Source organism: Vibrio sp. SCP2 (genome assembly GCF_059295395.1).
This window is the reverse complement of sequence record NZ_JCAFVV010000003.1, coordinates 181,445-200,433: the sequence shown is the minus strand read 5'-3', so window position 1 is coordinate 200,433 and position 18,989 is coordinate 181,445. Positions and strand designations below refer to the sequence as shown.

At 45.9% G+C, this 18,989-nt stretch carries 14 protein-coding genes and 1 pseudogene; 9 read left to right on the top strand and 6 right to left on the bottom strand.

Annotation, left to right across the window (positions count from 1 at the left end; translation table 11 throughout):
- Positions 1 to 2: 2 nt before the first annotated feature.
- Entirely contained in the window at positions 3 to 485 is a 483-nt protein-coding gene (locus AC5O63_RS11995) for a GNAT family N-acetyltransferase (RefSeq protein ID WP_171324275.1), read from the bottom strand.
- A 289-nt stretch (positions 486 to 774) separates the two neighbouring features.
- Here AC5O63_RS11995 and pheS point away from each other — a divergent pair, with 289 nt between their 5' ends.
- The 4 genes from pheS (at position 775) to AC5O63_RS11975 (ending at position 6,832) form a co-directional block, all read left to right on the top strand.
- A complete protein-coding gene (pheS, locus tag AC5O63_RS11990) occupies positions 775 to 1,758 on the top strand; it encodes a phenylalanine--tRNA ligase subunit alpha (protein WP_004413586.1) in 984 nt (327 codons plus the stop codon).
- A gap of 18 nt (positions 1,759 to 1,776) precedes the next feature.
- Complete coding sequence (pheT, locus tag AC5O63_RS11985; RefSeq protein ID WP_494505148.1) at positions 1,777 to 4,182, top strand: phenylalanine--tRNA ligase subunit beta; 2,406 nt, start codon at positions 1,777 to 1,779, stop codon at positions 4,180 to 4,182.
- Positions 4,183 to 4,645: 463 nt separating this feature from the next.
- Complete coding sequence (locus tag AC5O63_RS11980) at positions 4,646 to 6,388, top strand: ABC-F family ATP-binding cassette domain-containing protein (protein ID WP_494505147.1); 1,743 nt, start codon at positions 4,646 to 4,648, stop codon at positions 6,386 to 6,388.
- 15 nt (positions 6,389 to 6,403) lie between these two features.
- The gene (locus AC5O63_RS11975; RefSeq protein ID WP_494505146.1) at positions 6,404 to 6,832 is read left to right on the top strand and encodes a GNAT family N-acetyltransferase; all 429 of its coding nucleotides are present in this window, start codon (positions 6,404 to 6,406) and stop codon (positions 6,830 to 6,832) included.
- A 288-nt stretch (positions 6,833 to 7,120) separates the two neighbouring features.
- Here the strand turns inward: AC5O63_RS11975 and AC5O63_RS11970 are convergent, their stop codons facing one another.
- Positions 7,121 to 8,629 carry a DUF3360 domain-containing protein gene (locus tag AC5O63_RS11970; RefSeq protein ID WP_494505145.1) on the bottom strand — a complete coding sequence of 503 codons (1,509 nt, stop codon included), beginning with the start codon at positions 8,627 to 8,629 and terminating at the stop codon, positions 7,121 to 7,123.
- A gap of 375 nt (positions 8,630 to 9,004) precedes the next feature.
- On the opposite strand from AC5O63_RS11970, the pseudogene AC5O63_RS11965 reads away from it, so the two are divergent.
- A pseudogene (locus AC5O63_RS11965) lies at positions 9,005 to 9,139 on the top strand (phenylalanine--tRNA ligase subunit beta-related protein); the annotation flags it as partial.
- Between the two features lie 78 nt (positions 9,140 to 9,217).
- Here AC5O63_RS11965 and AC5O63_RS11960 read toward each other — a convergent pair.
- The 4 genes from AC5O63_RS11960 to AC5O63_RS11945 form a co-directional block, all read right to left on the bottom strand.
- Positions 9,218 to 10,252 (bottom strand): ABC transporter permease, encoded by a 1,035-nt coding sequence (locus AC5O63_RS11960; RefSeq protein WP_004743404.1) that lies wholly within the window; start codon positions 10,250 to 10,252, stop codon positions 9,218 to 9,220.
- Positions 10,253 to 10,266: 14 nt separating this feature from the next.
- Positions 10,267 to 11,298: an ABC transporter permease gene (locus tag AC5O63_RS11955; protein WP_494505144.1), complete on the bottom strand. Its 1,032-nt coding sequence runs from the start codon at positions 11,296 to 11,298 to the stop codon at positions 10,267 to 10,269.
- Positions 11,295 to 12,803 carry a sugar ABC transporter ATP-binding protein gene (locus AC5O63_RS11950; RefSeq protein WP_494505143.1) on the bottom strand — a complete coding sequence of 503 codons (1,509 nt, stop codon included), beginning with the start codon at positions 12,801 to 12,803 and terminating at the stop codon, positions 11,295 to 11,297. The genes AC5O63_RS11955 and AC5O63_RS11950 overlap by 4 nt, the downstream gene beginning before the upstream one ends.
- 139 nt (positions 12,804 to 12,942) lie before the next feature.
- Positions 12,943 to 13,968, bottom strand: a complete 1,026-nt coding sequence (locus tag AC5O63_RS11945; protein ID WP_494505142.1) for a substrate-binding domain-containing protein — start codon at positions 13,966 to 13,968, stop codon at positions 12,943 to 12,945.
- Positions 13,969 to 14,382: 414 nt separating this feature from the next.
- Between AC5O63_RS11945 and AC5O63_RS11940 the strand changes: the two genes are divergently transcribed.
- The 4 genes from AC5O63_RS11940 to AC5O63_RS11925 are packed head-to-tail and all read left to right on the top strand — an operon-like array spanning position 14,383 to position 18,983.
- Positions 14,383 to 15,342, top strand: coding sequence for a sugar-binding transcriptional regulator (locus AC5O63_RS11940; protein ID WP_494505141.1), 960 nt, complete (start codon positions 14,383 to 14,385; stop codon positions 15,340 to 15,342).
- A gap of 9 nt (positions 15,343 to 15,351) precedes the next feature.
- Complete coding sequence (locus AC5O63_RS11935) at positions 15,352 to 16,338, top strand: aldo/keto reductase (protein WP_494505140.1); 987 nt, start codon at positions 15,352 to 15,354, stop codon at positions 16,336 to 16,338.
- A gap of 43 nt (positions 16,339 to 16,381) precedes the next feature.
- Positions 16,382 to 18,154 carry a glycerol-3-phosphate dehydrogenase/oxidase gene (locus AC5O63_RS11930; protein WP_494505139.1) on the top strand — a complete coding sequence of 591 codons (1,773 nt, stop codon included), beginning with the start codon at positions 16,382 to 16,384 and terminating at the stop codon, positions 18,152 to 18,154.
- Complete coding sequence (locus AC5O63_RS11925; protein ID WP_004743412.1) at positions 18,138 to 18,983, top strand: class I fructose-bisphosphate aldolase; 846 nt, start codon at positions 18,138 to 18,140, stop codon at positions 18,981 to 18,983. The genes AC5O63_RS11930 and AC5O63_RS11925 overlap by 17 nt, the downstream gene beginning before the upstream one ends.
- Positions 18,984 to 18,989 lie beyond the last annotated feature (6 nt).

Here is an 18,989-nt window from a genome sequence, read left to right as displayed (position 1 = left end):
AATTACAGCTCTTTTAGCATCCAGACATCGCAACTGTTGTGCTCGGTGCCTTCCAGTGGTTGGGATAAGTGCTCAAACCCAAACGTTTCATACATTCGAACCGCAGCATTCATATTGGATAAGGTGTCGAGATAGCAAGATTCGAACCCTTGTTCACGAGCGAAATCGAGACAGGCCGAAACCAGTTTTCTTCCTAATCCGAGCCCTCTGCTATCTGGCAGAAGGAACAGCTTTTTTAGTTCGCACACTTTGTCACTACTTGAAAATGGTGCGAGCCCGCATCCGCCGACGATTTTTCCGTCTAGTTTAGCGACAAGATAGAGTGACTTGTTCTCAAGGGTATAGTGCTGGCTCATGTTGCTCACTTCTGCATCTGAAGGGCCATAACCCTCACCAACAGCGCCAAATTCTGCGCCAACCTTCTGAATAATCTCGCATATTGCTTGGTCGTGCTCAGGAAGGACAGGTGTGATTGTTAGATTCATGTTTACCTCAATGCTTTCTTAACTCTGTTGAAAGCCAATCTATCGCGATTGATGAATAAGTAATAATTATTTTAGATTATGTTAAGAATAACAAAAAGTGATGTCTTTGCGGCAAGTATCAAAGTGGTTAGCCAATTTAGATGCTTGATAAGTGTCCAACAGGCGATTCTAAGGATATTTCAGTTTGGCTTTGAACGTTGCTTTCGTTACTATGTACAGCTACTTGAAAATACCGAAATTCCCTTCCGGGAAACCTTATGGAAACTACCAAAAGGTAGATGAGGAAACGATGCAACATCTAGAAGAGATCATTGCTAACGCGAATGCAGCAATTGAAGCTGCAGATTCGTTAGTCGCACTTGATGAAGTGCGTGTTCAGTATCTAGGCAAAAAAGGTGAGCTAACGGCTCAACTTCAAAGCCTAGGTAAACTACCACCAGAAGAGCGCCGTGAAGCTGGTCAAGAGATCAACAAAGCGAAAGGCGTTGTTCAACAAGCGATTGCAGCTCGTAAAGATGCACTACAACGTGCAGAGCTAGAAGCGAAGCTTGCAGCAGAAACAATCGACGTGACTCTACCGGGTCGTCGTATCGAGAACGGCGGTCTACACCCAGTTACTCGTACTGTTGAGCGTATTGAACAGTTCTTTGGTGAGCTAGGCTTTAACACTGAGTCTGGTCCTGAGATTGAAGATGCATTCCACAACTTTGATGCACTAAACATCGCAGAAGATCACCCAGCGCGTACTGACCACGACACGTTCTTCTTTAACCCAGATCTAATGCTACGTACTCACACTTCTGGCGTTCAGATCCGTACGATGGAAAATGGTAAACCACCATTCCGTTTCATCGCACCGGGCCGTGTTTACCGTAACGACTACGACCAAACGCACACGCCAATGTTCCACCAAGTGGAAGGCATGCTAGTAGACGAGAACGTAAACTTCGCGCAGCTTAAAGGCATTCTGCACGACTTCCTATGTAACTTCTTTGAAGAAGAAGTTGAAGTTCGTTTCCGTCCTTCTTACTTCCCATTCACTGAGCCTTCAGCAGAAGTAGACGTGAAAGGTAAGAACGGCAAATGGCTTGAAGTTCTAGGTTGTGGCATGGTTCACCCGAACGTACTTCGCAGCGTTGGCATCGACCCTGAGAAATACTCTGGCTTCGCATTTGGTATGGGCGTTGAGCGTCTGACTATGCTTCGTTACGGCGTAAACGATCTTCGTGCGTTCTTCGAGAACGACCTTCGTTTCCTAAAACAGTTCAAGTAATCCAGGGGATACATCACTATGAAATTTAGCGAATCTTGGCTTCGTGAGTGGGTAAACCCTGCGGTATCGACTGACGAACTTACACACCAAATCACAATGGCGGGTCTAGAAGTAGACGACGTACTACCTGTTGCTGGTTCTTTCACTGGCGTTAAAGTAGGTAAAGTGGTTGAGTGTGGTCAACACCCAGACGCTGACAAACTACGTGTAACTAAAGTAGATGTTGGCGCTGAAGAACTTCTAGACATCGTTTGTGGCGCATCTAACTGTCGCCTAGGTATCAAAGTTGCTGTAGCGACTGTTGGTGCTGTTCTACCAGGCGATTTCAAAATCAAAAAAGCAAAACTACGTGGTCAACCATCACACGGCATGCTGTGTTCATTCTCTGAACTAGGTATCGACGTTGAATCTGATGGCATCATGGAACTAGCAGAAGACGCAGCAATCGGTACTGATTTCCGCGAATTCCTAGGTCTTGACGACGTAACAGTAGACGTAGACCTAACGGCTAACCGCGCGGACTGTTTCAGCATCCGTGGTATGGCACGTGAAGTTGGCGTACTAAACCGTGCTGACGTGACTGAGCCTGCAGTTAACCCTGTTGCTCCAGCGATTGATGACACAGTTTCTATCGAAGTGAAAGCGACAGCAGCATGTCCACGTTACCTTGGCCGTGTGGTTAAGAACGTAAACGTTCAAGCTGAAACACCACTATGGATGCAAGAGAAACTGCGCCGCTGTGGTATTCGCTCTATCGACCCAGTTGTAGACATCACTAACTTTGTTCTTCTAGAGCAAGGCCAGCCAATGCACGCATTTGATCTTGCTAAGATTGAAGGTGGTATCGTAGTACGTATGGCAGAGCAGGGCGAGAAGCTAACTCTTCTAGACGGCAATGAAGCTGAGCTAAACGCTGATACTCTAGTTGTCGCTGACCACAACAAAGCACTTGCTATCGCAGGTATCTTTGGTGGTGAAGAGTCTGGTGTAACCACTGAGACTAAAGACGTGCTACTTGAGTGTGCATTCTTCGCACCAGACCACATCCGTGGCCGCGCACGTAGCTACGGTCTACACACTGATTCTTCAATGCGCTTTGAGCGTGGTGTCGATTTCGCACTACAAACCAGCGCAATGGAGCGTGCAACAGAACTTCTAGTTGAGATCTGTGGCGGTGAAGTAGCACCTGTTGTTGCAGTAGAGTCAGAAGCTGACCTACCAAAAGCAAACACAGTATCACTACGTCGCACTAAGCTAGACAGCCTACTAGGTCACCACATTGCTGATAGCGATGTTGTTGAGATCCTAGAGCGTCTTGGCCTAACTGTAGAGACTACAGACGCAGGTTGGACTGCAACTGCACCGACATGGCGTTTTGATATCGCAATCGAGCAAGACCTAATTGAAGAAGTAGGTCGTATCTACGGCTACGATAACATTCCTAACCAAAACCCAGCGGCAGCACTTAAGATGCACGACCACGTTGAAGCGAACATTCCGCTAAAACGCGTTCGTAACCTACTTGTAGACCGTGGCTACCAAGAAGCAATTACTTACAGCTTCGTTGAGCCAGAGCAGCAAAAGCTTGTTGTTCCAGGTGTTGAGCCGCTAATTTTGCCATTCCCAATCTCTGCGGATATGTCAGCAATGCGCCTAGGCCTAATCCAAGGTCTACTAAACACTGTGGTTCACAACCAGAAACGTCAACAACCACGTGTTCGTCTATTCGAATACGGCCTACGTTTCATCCCATGTGAGTCTGCTGAAAACGGTATGCGCCAAGAGCCTATGCTTGCAGGTGTTATCGCAGGTACTCGCAGCGAAGAGCACTGGGACATCGAAACCAACACAGTTGATTTCTTTGACCTTAAAGGTGACCTAGAAGCGGTTCTTGAGCTAACAGCTAACGAAGCAGCATACTCTTTCGCAGCGCTTTCTGCTGAAGACAAAGCAGCGAACCCAGCGCTTCACCCAGGCCAATCTGCAGCTATCATCGTTGATGGCAAGCAAGTTGGTGTGATTGGTACAGTTCACCCAGAGCTAGAGCGTAAGTTTGGTCTAAACGGCCGTACTATCGTATTCGAAGTGGAATGGTCTGCAATCAGCACTAAAGTGATCCCTGAAGCAGTTCAGCTTTCTAAGTTCCCATCAAACCGTCGTGACATCGCAGTAGTTGTTGACGAATCAGTCGCTTCTGGCGACATCGTTGCAGCATGTCTAGAACAAGGTGGTGAGTTCCTAAAAGACGCTAAACTATTCGACGTTTACGTTGGTAAAGGCGTTGAAGAAGGTAAGAAGAGCCTAGCTATCGCACTGACACTACAGTCAGTTGAGCGTACGCTTGAAGATGCAGACATCGCTGGCGCGGTTGACGCTATCGTTGCTCACGTATCTGAGAAGTTCGGTGCTTCACTGCGTGATTAATCACTTCTAATTAAATAGAAAACTAAAGGCCTCGCAATCGCGAGGCCTTTTTGTTTTGGGTGATTAAGGAGTAGGGTGTTAAGTCGCAATTGGACAGAAGTGAGCTAGAGCTTTCATCTTAGCGAATACCTTTCCGATAACTATAACTATAACTATAACTAATCAATAACTGCTTCATGGATTCTGATAAAATGTGACACATTGACACTATCATCACCAGTGGCTAAAATTCGCCCACCCATAAACCAACTAAAATAGAGGAGACCCCAAATATGTGTAGATTAATTTTCGCACACTTCTTTGGTATTCAAACTCGCTCAAGTTTTTCCGAAATCGCACTGCGATAATCTCGGCTTGAGCGAAGAAACCAACTAAAAGCCCTTCACTCAGGCTTCAAAGATTATCGCCAGTAATATTGGTGAGGAGTTGTTACATCTAACGCTCTGAAAATCTTGAGAATGCTATGAGTACATTACTATCCGTACAATCATTATCGTACGACTTACCTTCATGTTCTTTACTGGACAGAGTTTCGTTCACCATTAACAAAGGTGATCGAATTGGCCTTATCGGGCACAATGGCTGTGGAAAAAGTACCCTTATTCGTCTGATGTTTGGCGAAATATCTCCTAAAAGTGGAACTATTTCACGTTCAAATCAGTGTTTGATATCTCGTATCGAGCAATATCTACCAACTCATTTACTACGACAAACCCTACTAGCATCTGTACTAGATATTCTGCCGAGAGAAATGCACTTATCAGAATCATGGAGAGCTGAGGCTCTGCTTTCTGAAATGGGTTTTTCTGATACAGATTGGAGTCTTGTTGCTGGTTCATTAAGCGGGGGGCAACATACTCGCTTGCTGATGGCTCGTGCTTTAATTACTGAACCTGATTTGCTGTTGTTGGATGAGCCAAGTAACCACTTAGATCTACCTACTTTACTGTGGTTGGAGAACTTTCTGTCACAATGGAGAGGTACATTCGTATTGGTTTCTCATGATAAAAGGTTACTGGACAGCGTTACCAACAGCACAATAATCCTGCGAGACCGCTCACTTTCTTTCTTTGCTTTGCCTTGCTCAGAAGCTCGTGAGGCATTGTCTCAACAAGACGAAGCTGATTTTCATCGTAATCAGCACCAGCAAAAAGAGATAGACCGAATTGAGCATAGTGCTAAACGCCTATCTATTTGGGGGCATGTCTACAATAACGCGAGTTTTTCGCGTAAAGCCCAAAGTATGGAAAAACGTGTTGCTAAGCTGAAAGACTCACAAACCGAATTAACAGACGGTTCGCCATGGACGCTTCAGTTACATGGTTTGGCTATGAGGGCTAACCGCCTATTAGAGCTATCGGATGTTACAGTAAAAGCGAGTGAGAGTTCACCATCACTTTTTCAGGTAATGAACAAGCAGTTAAAAAGCGGAGATCGTATTGCTCTTATCGGTAGGAACGGGTGTGGTAAATCATCACTGATGCGCCATTTATGGCAAGCATGGCTAGCAGATACCCAAACGGACTCGCTCGCTATTCACCCACAATGTCGTATTGGCTATTACGATCAGAACCAAGAGCAGCTTGATGCAAACAAGTCCTTGATTGATGCGTTGCAAGAATTCTCTCCATTACCAGAAGAGGAGAAGAAAATGGCGCTAATCAGCGCTGGGTTTGCCTACCATCGGCATAGCCAGTTGGTAAGCAGTTTAAGTGGTGGTGAGACAGCAAGACTTTTGTTTATTGCGCTCTCATTGGCAAAATTTCATCTGCTATTTTTAGATGAGCCCACTAACCACCTTGACTTAGAAGGCAAGGAAGAACTTATCGACTCGCTAACTCAGTTTGTCGGTGCTTTTATCTTAGTAACCCACGACCGAGAACTTATGGAGAAAAGCTGTAATCGCTTCTGGCTAATCAATAATGGTGAGCTAAAAGAGTACTACGACTCGGAACAGCTCTGCGCTGTCTTTGATACCGAGATGCCAGCGAAAAAGAAACCAGCTCCCCCAACTGCAATGCCGTGGCTAGACAATAGTGATACGCCTGTATTGTCTGATGAAGAAAAGCTATTGGAGCGGCTCCTTGAACTTGAAACGAAGTTGGAAGCAGATTTAAAAAGAAAGAAAAAGTATCAAAAACCAAAGTTGCAACAAGCATGGCAACAAGAAATTGATGCTTTAAATCAACAACTAAAGATTAACTAATTTATAGGTAACATAATGAAAATTGAAAATGTCACATCCGACAACTACGCTGAATTGCTAGTGATATGGGAAGACTCTGTACGTGCGACACACAACTTTCTAACTGAAGAAGATATCGAATCATTTAAACCCATGATTATGGAACACGCGTTTCCAGCGGTAGAGTTAAGGTGTGTGAAGGAAAGTGGCACAATCCTTGGCTTTATCGGTGTCAGTGATTCAAAAGTAGAAATGCTATTTCTACGTGACTCTGCTAGAGGCAAGGGTATAGGTAGAGCATTGCTCGATTACGCTGTTAACGAACTAGATTGTCATAAGGTGGATGTTAATGAGCAAAACCCGCAAGCTGTGGGTTTTTATGAGCACTACGGATTTAAAGTAATATCGCGCTCACCGTTGGATGACTCGGGAAAACCATTCCCTATTTTGCACATGAAGCTGTGAGATAAATGATGTAGTTGCCAAAGGCTTGAAGGTCATTGTCTTCAAGCCTTTATTCTTTTCGTTCCCATGGAAATGTGACTTAGATTCCGTTTTGGTATAAGTATAGCTAATCCAAAACTAGCGTTTGGTAAAAGTGAAGAGCATTAACTCTAACAAGTTTTGGGGCAAAAATGAGTTGGCTGTTCATCACCTCAGAAAACCAAAGGCCTCGCAGTTGCGAGGCCTTATTGATTTTGTGAAGAGAGTTGCAGGGTTAAATACCCATTGGCTTCAACCCCTATCTAACGGTTAGCGAAAGCTTGGAATAATCGCAGGAATGCCAGGAAGAAGTCCAACCAACGCCATCACACTGGTTAGTACAACAAACATGATGCCCGGCAACACCCAACGGCTCATTTTACTCAGTTCACCGCTACGTTCTTTACAACCGACTAAACCTAAGTTGTCTAACAGCATGGTTAGAGACCAACCAAATGCAGGGTTTACTAGCGCTGATGAAAATACAACGATTGCGGCCGATTGAGTGGTTTTCCCTTCGCGCGTCATTTCCATGCCAGCTTCTAGCAATGGCACAAATACACCAACGATTAGTGCAACACAAAGTACCGGTTGCCAGATAGCTAAATCCATCGGGTAACCCCAAATTGCGGCGATGATGCAAAACAGAGCCGTCAGCAAAGCACCCGCAGGAATAGGGCGTTTAGCAATTGCGGCTGGTACGATATAAGTCCCCCATGAAGAGGTAAAGTTAGTACCACCAAGAAGAGAACCAAACGTCTGACGAATAGAAGCCGTGGTCATGGTGTCGTCAATGTTCATGTGTACTTTTTCGGTACGTTCCGGATAGCTGATTTTTTGGAATACTTGATGCCCTAAGAAGTCTGGTGACCACATCGCTACGGCTAAAATAGCAAACGGCAATACCACCATGAAATGTTCAATTGTCGGTAGACCTAGCATCCAACCTGTCTCTTCCCCCCACCAATACATAGGGTTCATATGAGGCAAACCAGGCTCGGTTTGGAAAGAAAACGGTGCGCCCATTGCAAAAGCTAACGTGCCACCCAACAAGCAACTAAGAGGTACTGCTAGCCAACGCTTACGGAAATGTTCCAATAGCGCGTACAAAATAATGGTACAAAAGATCACGACGAAAGCAATGTGACTCATACCAATTCCTTCAGCCCAAGCGAATAGCTTTTTGACTTGAGAAACGGTCCCAACAAAGCCTAGGTAGAGCAATAAGCCGCCACACACGCCTTTACTGGTGAGATTTGCCAACATGCTGCCACCTTTACTGATGGCCAGCAATAAGCCGAACGCGCCAATCAGCAAACCAAAGGCCATCGGGTGTCCACCAGCGGCAACAACAATCGGAATCAAAGGGATAAGTGGGCCGTGTGTACCTGCGAGGTTAGCGGTTGGCAATAAAAAACCAGAGAAAAGAATAATGAACACTGAAGCGATAAGTAATTCATAACGAACATTTTCTAGAATAAACCCTTCGTTTAGCCCTAGAGCTCCGGCAAAGGTTGCTGCAATAGCGCCCACCATTACCACTTTACCAATGGTCGCCGCCATTGCTGGGATGGTGTCTTCAACCTCAAATCGATAATCTTTAAACGGCAAGTTTGGACGCCAGCGTTTAGGCGACATGATTTGCAATTCGTGCTCTAGATACTGCTCTCGGGACTCAAATTCAGAGCTTGGTTTGTGTTGTTGTTCATAAGTGAGTTGATCCTCATTGGGTTGAGGCTTATCTGTTCTTATATGTACGGACTCTAAAGTACTGCTCATTTTGATTCCTTTCATTCACACTCTGAGGTGTGTTGTTCCAACAAACGTAACTTACTGCCGGTATTAAGAGGTAGCGGAGTAGTTAGTGTTTGCTACAAAGCATGCGACAAATCTCTATTAGGTGTAACTTGGGTTATTATTAAAAAGTGAAGATGACTGACTAAGAATAGGGTCGGAAACAAGCAAGAATATCGTTGGTATTGGTGTAAAAAGCTTGAGGTTCACTGTTAAAGATAAAGAACAAGTTACCCTATAAATAAACGTAATCATTTAAGTTGTTAGTACCTTAAACCAATCTCAAAAAAACAAATAGTCTCAGTGAGTTAGACATTAGTCGTAGAGTTAGTCTGAAAGTATCAAGAGGTTAGATAATAAGGTAAGAAGAGCCTAGCAATCGCACTAACACTACAATCCGTAGAGCGCACGCTTGAAGATGCAGACATCGCTGGCGCGGTTGACGCTATCCTTGCTGACGTATCTGAGAAGTTTGGTGCGTCGCCACGCGACTAATCACTTCTGACCAGATAGTAAAAGCCTGCCAATTTCTACGCGAAATTGGCAGGCTTTTTTATGTTTTGTAAACAGCGCTTAACTCTGATGTTGCTTGCGGCTAACCAAATGGTTGGAGGCCGCAGCGGCGAGTAGTGCGCCACCTATTACTAAAGTTTGATAGTAAGCCGGAACGAGCGTGAGCATACCGACGGTCAAAGTCATGATGATCAACGCACCAATAAACGAGCGCAGCACTTTTCCTTCACCGCCGCTAAATGCAGTGCCGCCAATCAGTACAACCAAAATTGCAGTTAGCTCCATACCATCACCTGATAAAGGGTCACCTAAAGACATAAAGCTTGCGCGAGCAATACCGGCTAATGAGGCAGTAGCGCCAACAATGGCATAGAGAGCAAACACAACCAGTCCAGTTTTAATACCAGATAGTTTAGCTGCAGTCGGGTTACCTCCTGTTGCCGCGGCATACTTACCAAGTAGCGAACGGTTTTGCAGAATAATCAGCAGAGCAGTTACGCCAACGGCAACCCAAAATGCCATTGGTAAGCCGAGTAAGACGGCATCACGGGCATAGTCGTTAAACCAACTTGGCATCTTCATATCGCCCATCGATTTGATGGCAGAGACACCATCTTCCACCAATAGCAGAGCAATCCCCTTATATAGGCTCAATGTAATGAGAGTGGCGATGACGGGGGTAATGTTAAATTTGACCACCAACAGTCCATTAAAAGCACCAAGCAGCACACCGCACATAACGGTGATAGAAAAGGCAGCGATGAAGGGGACACCATTAATCGCGAGCATCGCGTAGATCACTGCGGTTAAGCCCATTGTGCTGCCAACCGACAAATCTATGTAGCCAGAGACCATGAGCAAGGTAAAGGCGCCGGCCAGAACCAGTATTGGTGCGGAAACTCGCAGGATGTTAATCACGTTCTTCTTGTACAAGAAATTGCCGCGTTCAAACAGCGCGTACTGATCGAGGTTAACGCTACTAAGGAAGACCACAATGGCGGCTAACACAAAATAGATATAGTAATTTCTAATAAATTCAGCGACCTGACCACCTAAGGCTGGTGGAGTGCTTAATACTTTTGTTGATTCAGACATTGCATTCACCATCACTATTTGTTTCTAAGGGATAGAGCCCAGGTTTGAGCCGTTATTGCTAAAAAGACCGCGACGGCTTTCAAGATAAACTGCCAGTCAGGTGACAGAGTAAGGCCGGTAGCCGCGGAGGTGACCACTGCGAGAATGATCGCGCCGAAGAACATACCAATAACTGAGCCGAAGCCTCCGGCAATGGCAATGCCGCCAAGTAGGGCAATGACCAAAGCATCAAACTCCATCAGCAAACCACGGTTAGAGAAACCAGACTTAAACTCAGAGGAAAGCAAAATGCCGACAACTCCTGCAACTAGTGCGCTAAATAGGTAGAGATAGGTAATATGCTTAGCGTTGTTAATACCGGAAAGCTTGGCCGCTTCTGGGTTCGCACCAATCCAATAGGTAATGCGACCGAACACGGTTTTGCGTTCAATAAAGATCGCCGCAGCTAACAAAAGCAGCATAAACAGCACTGGGAATTGCATCGAGGTGCCAAACACCTTTAGGTTTCCCAGATAGCCAAATTCAGCGGGTAGATTGGTATTTCTTTGTGAGCCTTCAGTGATCACTTGGGCAATGCCCCTTGCGACCATCATGGTACCTAAGGTAACGATGATCGATGGGATTTTAAACTTAACCACGAACAGTGCGTTTAAACCCCCTATGGCTAAGGCTCCAGCTAGGGCACCAATAATGGCTAGCCAGTACGGTAAGCCTAATCCGGTTGAAAGCGCTGAACCACCTGTCGCAGCTTGGGCGAACCAAACAGATAAGACGCCTGATAAAGCGACGATCCCGCCGACGGAAAGGTCGAAATTGCCCGAGATAAGTAAGAATGAAACTCCGACGCCCAGTGCAATCACCGACCAGTTATTGGTTACCAAGTTCAGCATATTCTGCACTTGGAAAAAGTTCGGTACAAATACCGAAGCGACTAAAAATAGCCCGATAGCGACGCCGGCAACCAGCATTGTAATGTACATTTGGTCGCTGACTCGATTCTTAAGATGCTGCGGAGAGGTCTCAGCACCCAGTGTAGTGTTAATCATACTGCCTCCTGCAGGCCACCTGTCGCGGCGTTCAAAATGAAATTGGTGTCAACGTCAGAGCCGTTAGTGATTTCTGAAACCAAAGAGCCGTCATAAAGAAGGAAGATGCGGTCGCATACGCCGAGAATCTCTTCAAGTTCGGTAGAAAAGACAGCAACAGAGTTGCCTTGGTTCGCGAGTTCTTTTACTAAGTCGTAGATCTCTTTCTTTGCACCGACGTCGACACCGCGAGTAGGCTCATCGAGCAGTAGTAGTTTGGCCTGCGAGAAAAGACATTTGGCAATGACCACTTTTTGTTGGTTCCCACCAGAGAGTTTTTCCGTGTGTTTTTCTATTGAACTGGTGGCGATGGACAGTTTATCGACATAGTCGAGCGCGGCATTGAGTTCATCGCGTTGTCTAAATACGCCGAAATCTGACATTCTAGGTAAGTTCATGACAGGGATGTTTTCGCGAATGGTTAAGTTGGTAAACAGCCCTTGTGTGCGGCGTTCTTCAGGGACGAGAGCAATACCTGCCGCGATCGCCTCTCTAGGAGATTTCCCCACTTCTTGACCATTAAGCTTGATCGAGCCAGAGACCTTGTCTGCGCCAAAAATAGCGCGGGCTATTTCAGTTTTACCCGCACCAACCAGACCATAAAACCCGACAATCTCACCTTTGTTAATCGTAAATGAAACGTTTTTCAGCCTATGATTGTTCAGTCTCTCAGCGGATAAAAACACTTCGTCGCTGATGGTGTCGCGTGGTGTGTAGTCATGAAGGATACTTCGTCCAATCATCATGTCGATCAGCTCTTCGCGTCCGTTTACCTCTGCCATAGGCTTGGTAGCGATATGTTGCCCATCGCGCATCACAGTGACTCTATCTCCCAGTGATAAAATCTCATCCAACTTATGGGAGATGTAGATCACCGTAACCTGCTGTTCTTGCAATCGGCGAATAACGGTAAATAGACGCTCAACTTCTCGCTCTGATAACGCTGCTGTGGGTTCGTCCATAATAATGACATTGGCGCCCGATGAGGCCGCGCGAGCAATTTCGATGATCTGTTTTTGCGCGACCCCTAAGGTAGAAACACGCGCATAAGGATCGATTGATGGCTCAATAGTCGCCAACGTATCAATAACGCGCTGCTCTAAATCAGATTTAATCAGAAATCCAAAGCGGCTTTGCTCCATACCCAGAGTTAAGTTTTCCAGCACGCTTAGTTCGTCAACAACGTGTAGCTCTTGAAACAGAGTCGCTATGCCAGCTTCACGGGCACTCTGTGTACCGTTTGGCGTGTATGAATTACCGTTGACCTTCATTGTGCCTTGGGTTGGTTGAATCGCACCTGTGATCATTTTTACCAAGGTGGATTTTCCCGCGCCATTTTCGCCGATTAAGCAATGGACTGTGCTGCGTTCAATTGAAAAGCTGACGTTGTTGACTGCTCTGACGCCAGGGTAGTCTTTAACGAGTCCTTCAATTGAGAGAACAGAAGTTGAATTGTGAGTATTCAAGATGATCTCTCCTTAATATGGTGGATCTTCAAAGCTGTTCAGTCACTGCCGACGGTACAGATGAAGCCGCTCTTTCCTTGTTTTGATTCATTGAATATTGAACAACTGGGCGGTTAGTTAGACCGCCCAGTTATAATGGTTAGTTGCCAAACTGTGCTTCTAGCCACTTCTCTGCATCCGGCTGAGGCATTGTCCAGTAAGAGATGGTGTAAGCTTTGTAGAAGAACTCTTGTGCGGTGTCGTTACTTGAAGCCACTTTGTTATTGATAACGTCCATGACTAAGTCGATGCGTCCGCGAGCTGTTTCAATTGGCGGTAAGCCCATCGATACCTTCAAGCTAGAATTTGGATCATAAATCTGCTCGAATTCGACTGAGTCGAAGTCCACACTCGCGACAATCTCTGTGACAGGTTTGCCATCTTTAAACTTGCCGCGTCCTAGTTGAGAAAGACCTGCCATCGTGCCGACCGTCAGGTTAGAGGCTTCAGAGTAGATAAGGTTAACTTCAGGCTGCTGAGTGAGCAGGTCGACAATGATCTGTTTGGCTGCTTCTTGACCGCCACTTGCATCAAGTGCACCAAGGTTCTTCGCGCTTGGGTCAACTGAAAGCACTCCCTCAGCAAACGGGTTTGTGCGACCAGAGCTTACTTCTGTATGGTTAGGCCAGCCCAACTGAACCATCACAATAGGTTTATCAGGGTTAGCTTCTTTCCATGCTTTCGCCATTTGAGCGCCCATTTCAAAAGAGACGGTTGCCTCATCGCTTCGCGCCGTTGGGATACCAGTATCGGTAATTGGGCTAAAGAAAGAGGTCATTGCGATCTTTTCATCTAGCGCTTCTTCTACACCAGGGGTGGCAGCCTCGCCATCCCAAATATGCAGTGAAGCACCGTCAAATGCACCCGCAGCCACTTGGTCAACATTTTGCGTCATCACCGCAGAGTCTGCTTTGCCATCAAAAATAACCACTTCTGCGCCGTACTTCTCTTTCGCATAACGTTTCGCCTCTGTCGCTTGTGACTGGTGGAACACGTTGGAAAGGTCGGAAACGAAAAATGCAATACGTTCATTGGCTAGTGTTGTTGCTGAGAAACTAGACGCAACGAGAATACTCGTAGCAATAAGTCCTTTTTTAAGCATCTTGTTTAAAGTCGCTGACTTCATAATTTTCTCCATTTATATGTGGTATTCACTCGTCTTCGGAGCAACAACTGCAATTTGACTTACATCCATCTCATTCTCGTCTTAAGCAGTACAACCCGTTGTTCTCAATGATGTGAATTATCTTTCAGACAGGTGAAATATATTTCACGTGTTAAAAGTTAGTGAACAAAATGTAACCGGTCAATAGCATAACGATACAATACGTATCAGTTTTGGCTGTTATTGTGATCTGTCGCACTTAAATGGTCATAACGATACGAATGGTATCATTTTAACTTGCAAGGTGTGCTTTTTGTGATTACTTTTTACTCAAGTGAAATAAATTTCACGATTTGTTTACATTTTGTTGGGCGGGTAAATGAGTAATAAAGAAGAGCGTCCAACAAGCGATGAAAGGTAAGTAGGAGAGCGTATATGGCGATGAGTGAGCGAGACGACATATTAAGGCAGACGGCAAAAATCCTCACACTACGTTATATGGAGAACTGCAGTCAGTCAGATATTGCTAAGCAACTTGGTTTATCGACAGCTAAGGTCAACCGTGTCATTAAGCAAGCTCATGATGATGGTTTAGTTGAAATCACTTTGAACCTTCCGCAAGAACGCACCTACACATTAGAACAACGTCTACTTGATATGTTCTCACTGAAAACTGCGGTTATTCAGCCGAGCCTTAGCCAAGATGAAGCGGTAGTTACCCAACAGGTCGCTCAATCTGCAGGTGAGCTACTGATAGAGACGGTTAAGCCAAACAGCGTTATTTGCATAAGCGGTGGTAAAACTATGTCGATGATTGTTGAGCAGATAAAACCGATGAACTTCCCTAATGTAAAGGTGGTTCCTGCAACAGGCGGTGTACAAGGACATCACTTTACGGATGTGAATTATCTTGCTTCTCGCCTAGCAGAAAAACTGGGCGGCAGTAGTACTCAGCTCCACGCCCCGCTGTTTGTTGATACTGATGAGCAACGCGAAATGTTAATGGAGATGCGTAGCGTCAGAGAAGTGCTCGAAATAGCGCGCAATGCAGATATTGCCTTAGTCGGGATTGGTTCAGTCGCCAGTGAAACAGATAGTTACTACGACTTGCGATCATTAAGTGGCCAGCAATTTGAGTCTCAAATCAGCCACCAGTGTCAGGGCGAGGTACTCGCGCATTTATATGACGAACTCGGCGCTGAATGCGCAGAGCAGATCAATAGCAAGTTAGTGGGTTTGAATTTAACAGAACTTGGCAATATCGAGCACAGCTTCGGTGTTGCGGCAACTCAGTCGAAGGTGTCAGCAATGCTTGCCGCACTGAGAGGTGGGTTAATTAACGGATTAGTTTCGGACGAAGACACAATAGCCAGTGTTTTAGAACAAGCAAAATAGGGGAAAGTTATGCAAACAAGAGAGATTGGACAATCAGGTATTCATGCATCAGTGATCGGCTTAGGCACTTGGGCAATGGGCGGCTGGATGTGGGGTGGCACTGACGAAAAAGCGGCAATTGAAGCCATTCACGCGTCATTGGATTGTGGTGTTTCGCTGATTGATACTGCTCCTGCGTATGGCTTAGGTGTTTCCGAACAGTTGGTAGGCAAAGCTATCAAGGGTAAGCGCGATCAAGTTGTACTGGCGACGAAATGCGGTTTGGTTTGGCACACAGATAAAGGTAATCATTTCTTCGATGAGAATGGCAAACCTGTCCATCGTTACTTAGGCGCAGATGCTATCCACTATGAAGTTGAGCAAAGTTTAAAACGTTTGCAGACAGACTACCTAGACCTTTATATCACTCACTGGCAAGACCCAACGACCCCAGTTGAAGAAACGATGGACGCATTACTTGCGTTAAAAAAAGCCGGCAAGATCCGAGCTATAGGGATCAGCAACGCCAATCAAGCGGAATTGGCGGCGTATCAGCAATGCGGCGTCGTGGATGCGGTACAAGAGAAATACAATCTGATTGAACGACAGCTTGAGGAGAACCTACTGCCGAAAACGATCGCAACTCAAGTGTCTTGCCTTAGCTATTCTTCTTTGGCGATGGGGCTATTAAGCGGAAAAATCTCTCCAGAGCGCACATTTACCGGAGATGACCAACGTATCACAGACCCTATGTTTACTGTCGAAAACCGTCGATGGGTACAGCAGTTCTGCCAATCAATTGAACCCATTGCGCGTCAGAAGAATATCTCTGTGGCTCAGTTAGTGATTGCGGCGACATTGCAACAGCCAGGGATCACTTATGCACTATGTGGTGCTCGAAATGCTGCGCAGGCGATAGAGAACGCGGCAGCAGGACAAGTGATACTGACTCATGAAGAAGTCAAATTTATAGATGCTAAATCGCATGAGTTCTTTGGTGAGCTTGAACTGGCGTAGTACGGCTCGTTCGGTATCACCCAGATAGTTGGCAGGGAACGCAATGAAAAATAATAAGACCGGATTTGACAGTTTAGAAACGACGAATGAGTTTGATGCCGTCGTGATTGGTGGCGGCATCAATGGGATTAGCGTGTTTAGGGAATTGGCATTGCAAGGTGTGAAAGTCTTGATGGTTGAGAAAGATGACTTTTGCTCCAAAGCCAGCGCTGCACCGTCGAGAATGATCCATGGGGGTTTACGTTATCTCGAAAATGGCGAGTTTGATTTAGTGAAAGAAGCGCTGTTTGAGCGCAATCGCCTTTTGGATAACGCTCCACATTTGGTTGCTCCGCTGGAAACAACGATACCAATTTACTCCACTTGGTCAGGAATGTTCGATGGATTGTTAAAGTTCTTAGGTTTGAAAGATCGACCTTCACAGCGGGGCTCTGTGGTGATTAAGCTTGGCTTGACGCTTTATGATTGGTTTACCAAGCGCGATCAACTTATGCCTGCTCATAAAATGCACTCCGCCAAGTCAACGCGTCAGCGTTGGCCGTTAATGGGTAATCAAGTACGCAGTAGTGCGACCTATTTCGATGCTTGGATTAGCTCTCCAGAACGTTTGGCGATTGAGCTTATTCAAGAAGGCATTGAAGCGGGCGGAATCGCGCTCAACTATAGCAAAGTGACCCAATTTAACGATGGCGAATTACGTCTTACCCAGAGACAGTCAGGTAAGTCGGTCAATGTTCGCACTCAGCATATTGTCAATGCGACCGGTGCTTGGGTGGATTTCACCAATGGTTTGCTACAAGCACCTAGCCAATATATGCAAGGTACTAAGGGATCACACATCATTGTCGACAACCAGCAGCTCGTCGACCAGCTAGATGGCAACATGCTGTTTTATGAGAACAGCGAAGGGCGAGTGTGCATTTTATTCCCTTATTTTGGCAAGGTGCTCATCGGTTCAACGGACATTCCCGTCAGTGACCCCGAGTCTGTAAAGTGCACCGAGGAAGAGATTGACTACATTCTACTCTCTCTTAAAGGGGTCTTGCCTGAGCTAGAAATTAGTCGTTCACAAATCGTTTATCAGTTTTGTGGTGTGCGTCCTCTGCCGTCGGTCAATACCTCGACGACAGGGCAAATTCCTAGAAGCCATTCAATAAAACGAGACAGCATTGGTAAGACAAAAGTGTACTCGTTGATCGGAGGCAAATGGACAACCTTTAGAGCCTTTGGTGAAGAGGTGGCCGATGAGCTATTGGCATCGCTCAAAATAGAAAGAAGATGTAGTACCAAGCAAAAAGCGATTGGTGGTGGCGCTAATTATCCGGCCAACGAAAGCGAACAAGAGCTCTACCTGTACCGACTAAGAGAAAGCTACCCATACCGCTCAATGCATCAACTTAACGTCTGGTTGAAGCGTTATGGCACAAAGTGTGAAGCGCTATTACGTCGTTTGGACAGTCATTGTGATCAGCCCTTGCGCTCATTGCCAGACTACACCGTAGGCGAAATCAATTACATCCTACAAACCGAATTTGTCGCCACCACCTTAGATGTCATCTTACGTCGCACCTCGATTGCGATTGAGGGCAAGCTAGATAGCCAAGTATTTGATGAGCTTTCAGAACTAGTGGCAACTCATTTCAATTGGAGTGAGACAGAAAAAGTCGCCGATCGTGAAAACGCCCAAGAGGTTCTGTTTAATCTACACGGAGTCGTGCTGGATCAACCTCTAAGCCACAGTGAAGCGGTTACGCGAACAAAGATTATTGAAAATGAACAACTCGTAAATGGAGAAGAGTATGTATTTAACCAATAAAGTGAGGATGAATCGCTTATTCAGCAATGGACGATGTCTCGATGTAGCGATAGATCATGGCGTGTGCAATGAGCCATCGTTTCTTGACGGATTAGAAGATATGTCTTCAGTGGTCGGTCAGCTCGTTAAAGCGAAGCCAGATGCAATTCAGATGAACGCAGGGCAAGCCGACTTACTGCAAACCGTCGATGGTAAAGACAAACCTGCATTGGTTATGCGTATTGATTTGGGTAACCCTTATAACGCTGAGCGTCATCGTCATATGTGGGCTTTGCTACAAAATGCTGAGCAGCCCTTGATTCAAGCTTTGCAAATGGACGCGGCGTGTGTGGTGGTTAACTTGTTTATGCTGCCCGACGAACCTGAGCTGTTTAAGCAATGTGTAGACAATATCAGCAAAGTAAAAGCAGAGTGTGAAAAGTATGGCATGCCATTGATGATAGAGCCTTTGGTGATGCAGCCCAATACACACGGTCAAGCTTACATGGTTGATGGCGACTGCGAAAAAATTGTCACGCTAGTGCGTATGGCCCGTGAGCTTGGCGCGGATATTATCAAAGCTGACCCCACCACACATGCTGATGACTTCCATAAAGTTGTTGAAGCGGCGCGTTGTCCAGTACTTGTACGCGGTGGCGGCAGAGAAGATATTGAATCGGTGTTTGCGAAAGCGAGAGCACTACTCGATCAAGGAGCCTTGGGGATGGTGTATGGCCGCAATATCTATCAGCATCCGAACCCAAGCCGAGTGGTAGATGCGTTGATGGCGATGATTCACAACGATGCCTCTACTGAGCAGGCGATGAATATCTACGTTGGCGATAAGTAACTAGGA

Coding starts and splice junctions, on each gene's coding strand:
- AC5O63_RS11995 (WP_171324275.1), bottom strand. CDS start 485: ATGAATCTAACAATCACACCTGTCCTTCCTGAGCACGACCAAGCAATA.
- pheS (WP_004413586.1), top strand. CDS start 775: ATGCAACATCTAGAAGAGATCATTGCTAACGCGAATGCAGCAATTGAA.
- pheT (WP_494505148.1), top strand. CDS start 1,777: ATGAAATTTAGCGAATCTTGGCTTCGTGAGTGGGTAAACCCTGCGGTA.
- AC5O63_RS11980 (WP_494505147.1), top strand. CDS start 4,646: ATGAGTACATTACTATCCGTACAATCATTATCGTACGACTTACCTTCA.
- AC5O63_RS11975 (WP_494505146.1), top strand. CDS start 6,404: ATGAAAATTGAAAATGTCACATCCGACAACTACGCTGAATTGCTAGTG.
- AC5O63_RS11970 (WP_494505145.1), bottom strand. CDS start 8,629: ATGAGCAGTACTTTAGAGTCCGTACATATAAGAACAGATAAGCCTCAA.
- AC5O63_RS11960 (WP_004743404.1), bottom strand. CDS start 10,252: ATGTCTGAATCAACAAAAGTATTAAGCACTCCACCAGCCTTAGGTGGT.
- AC5O63_RS11955 (WP_494505144.1), bottom strand. CDS start 11,298: ATGATTAACACTACACTGGGTGCTGAGACCTCTCCGCAGCATCTTAAG.
- AC5O63_RS11945 (WP_494505142.1), bottom strand. CDS start 13,968: ATGAAGTCAGCGACTTTAAACAAGATGCTTAAAAAAGGACTTATTGCT.
- AC5O63_RS11940 (WP_494505141.1), top strand. CDS start 14,383: ATGGCGATGAGTGAGCGAGACGACATATTAAGGCAGACGGCAAAAATC.
- AC5O63_RS11935 (WP_494505140.1), top strand. CDS start 15,352: ATGCAAACAAGAGAGATTGGACAATCAGGTATTCATGCATCAGTGATC.
- AC5O63_RS11930 (WP_494505139.1), top strand. CDS start 16,382: ATGAAAAATAATAAGACCGGATTTGACAGTTTAGAAACGACGAATGAG.
- AC5O63_RS11925 (WP_004743412.1), top strand. CDS start 18,138: ATGTATTTAACCAATAAAGTGAGGATGAATCGCTTATTCAGCAATGGA.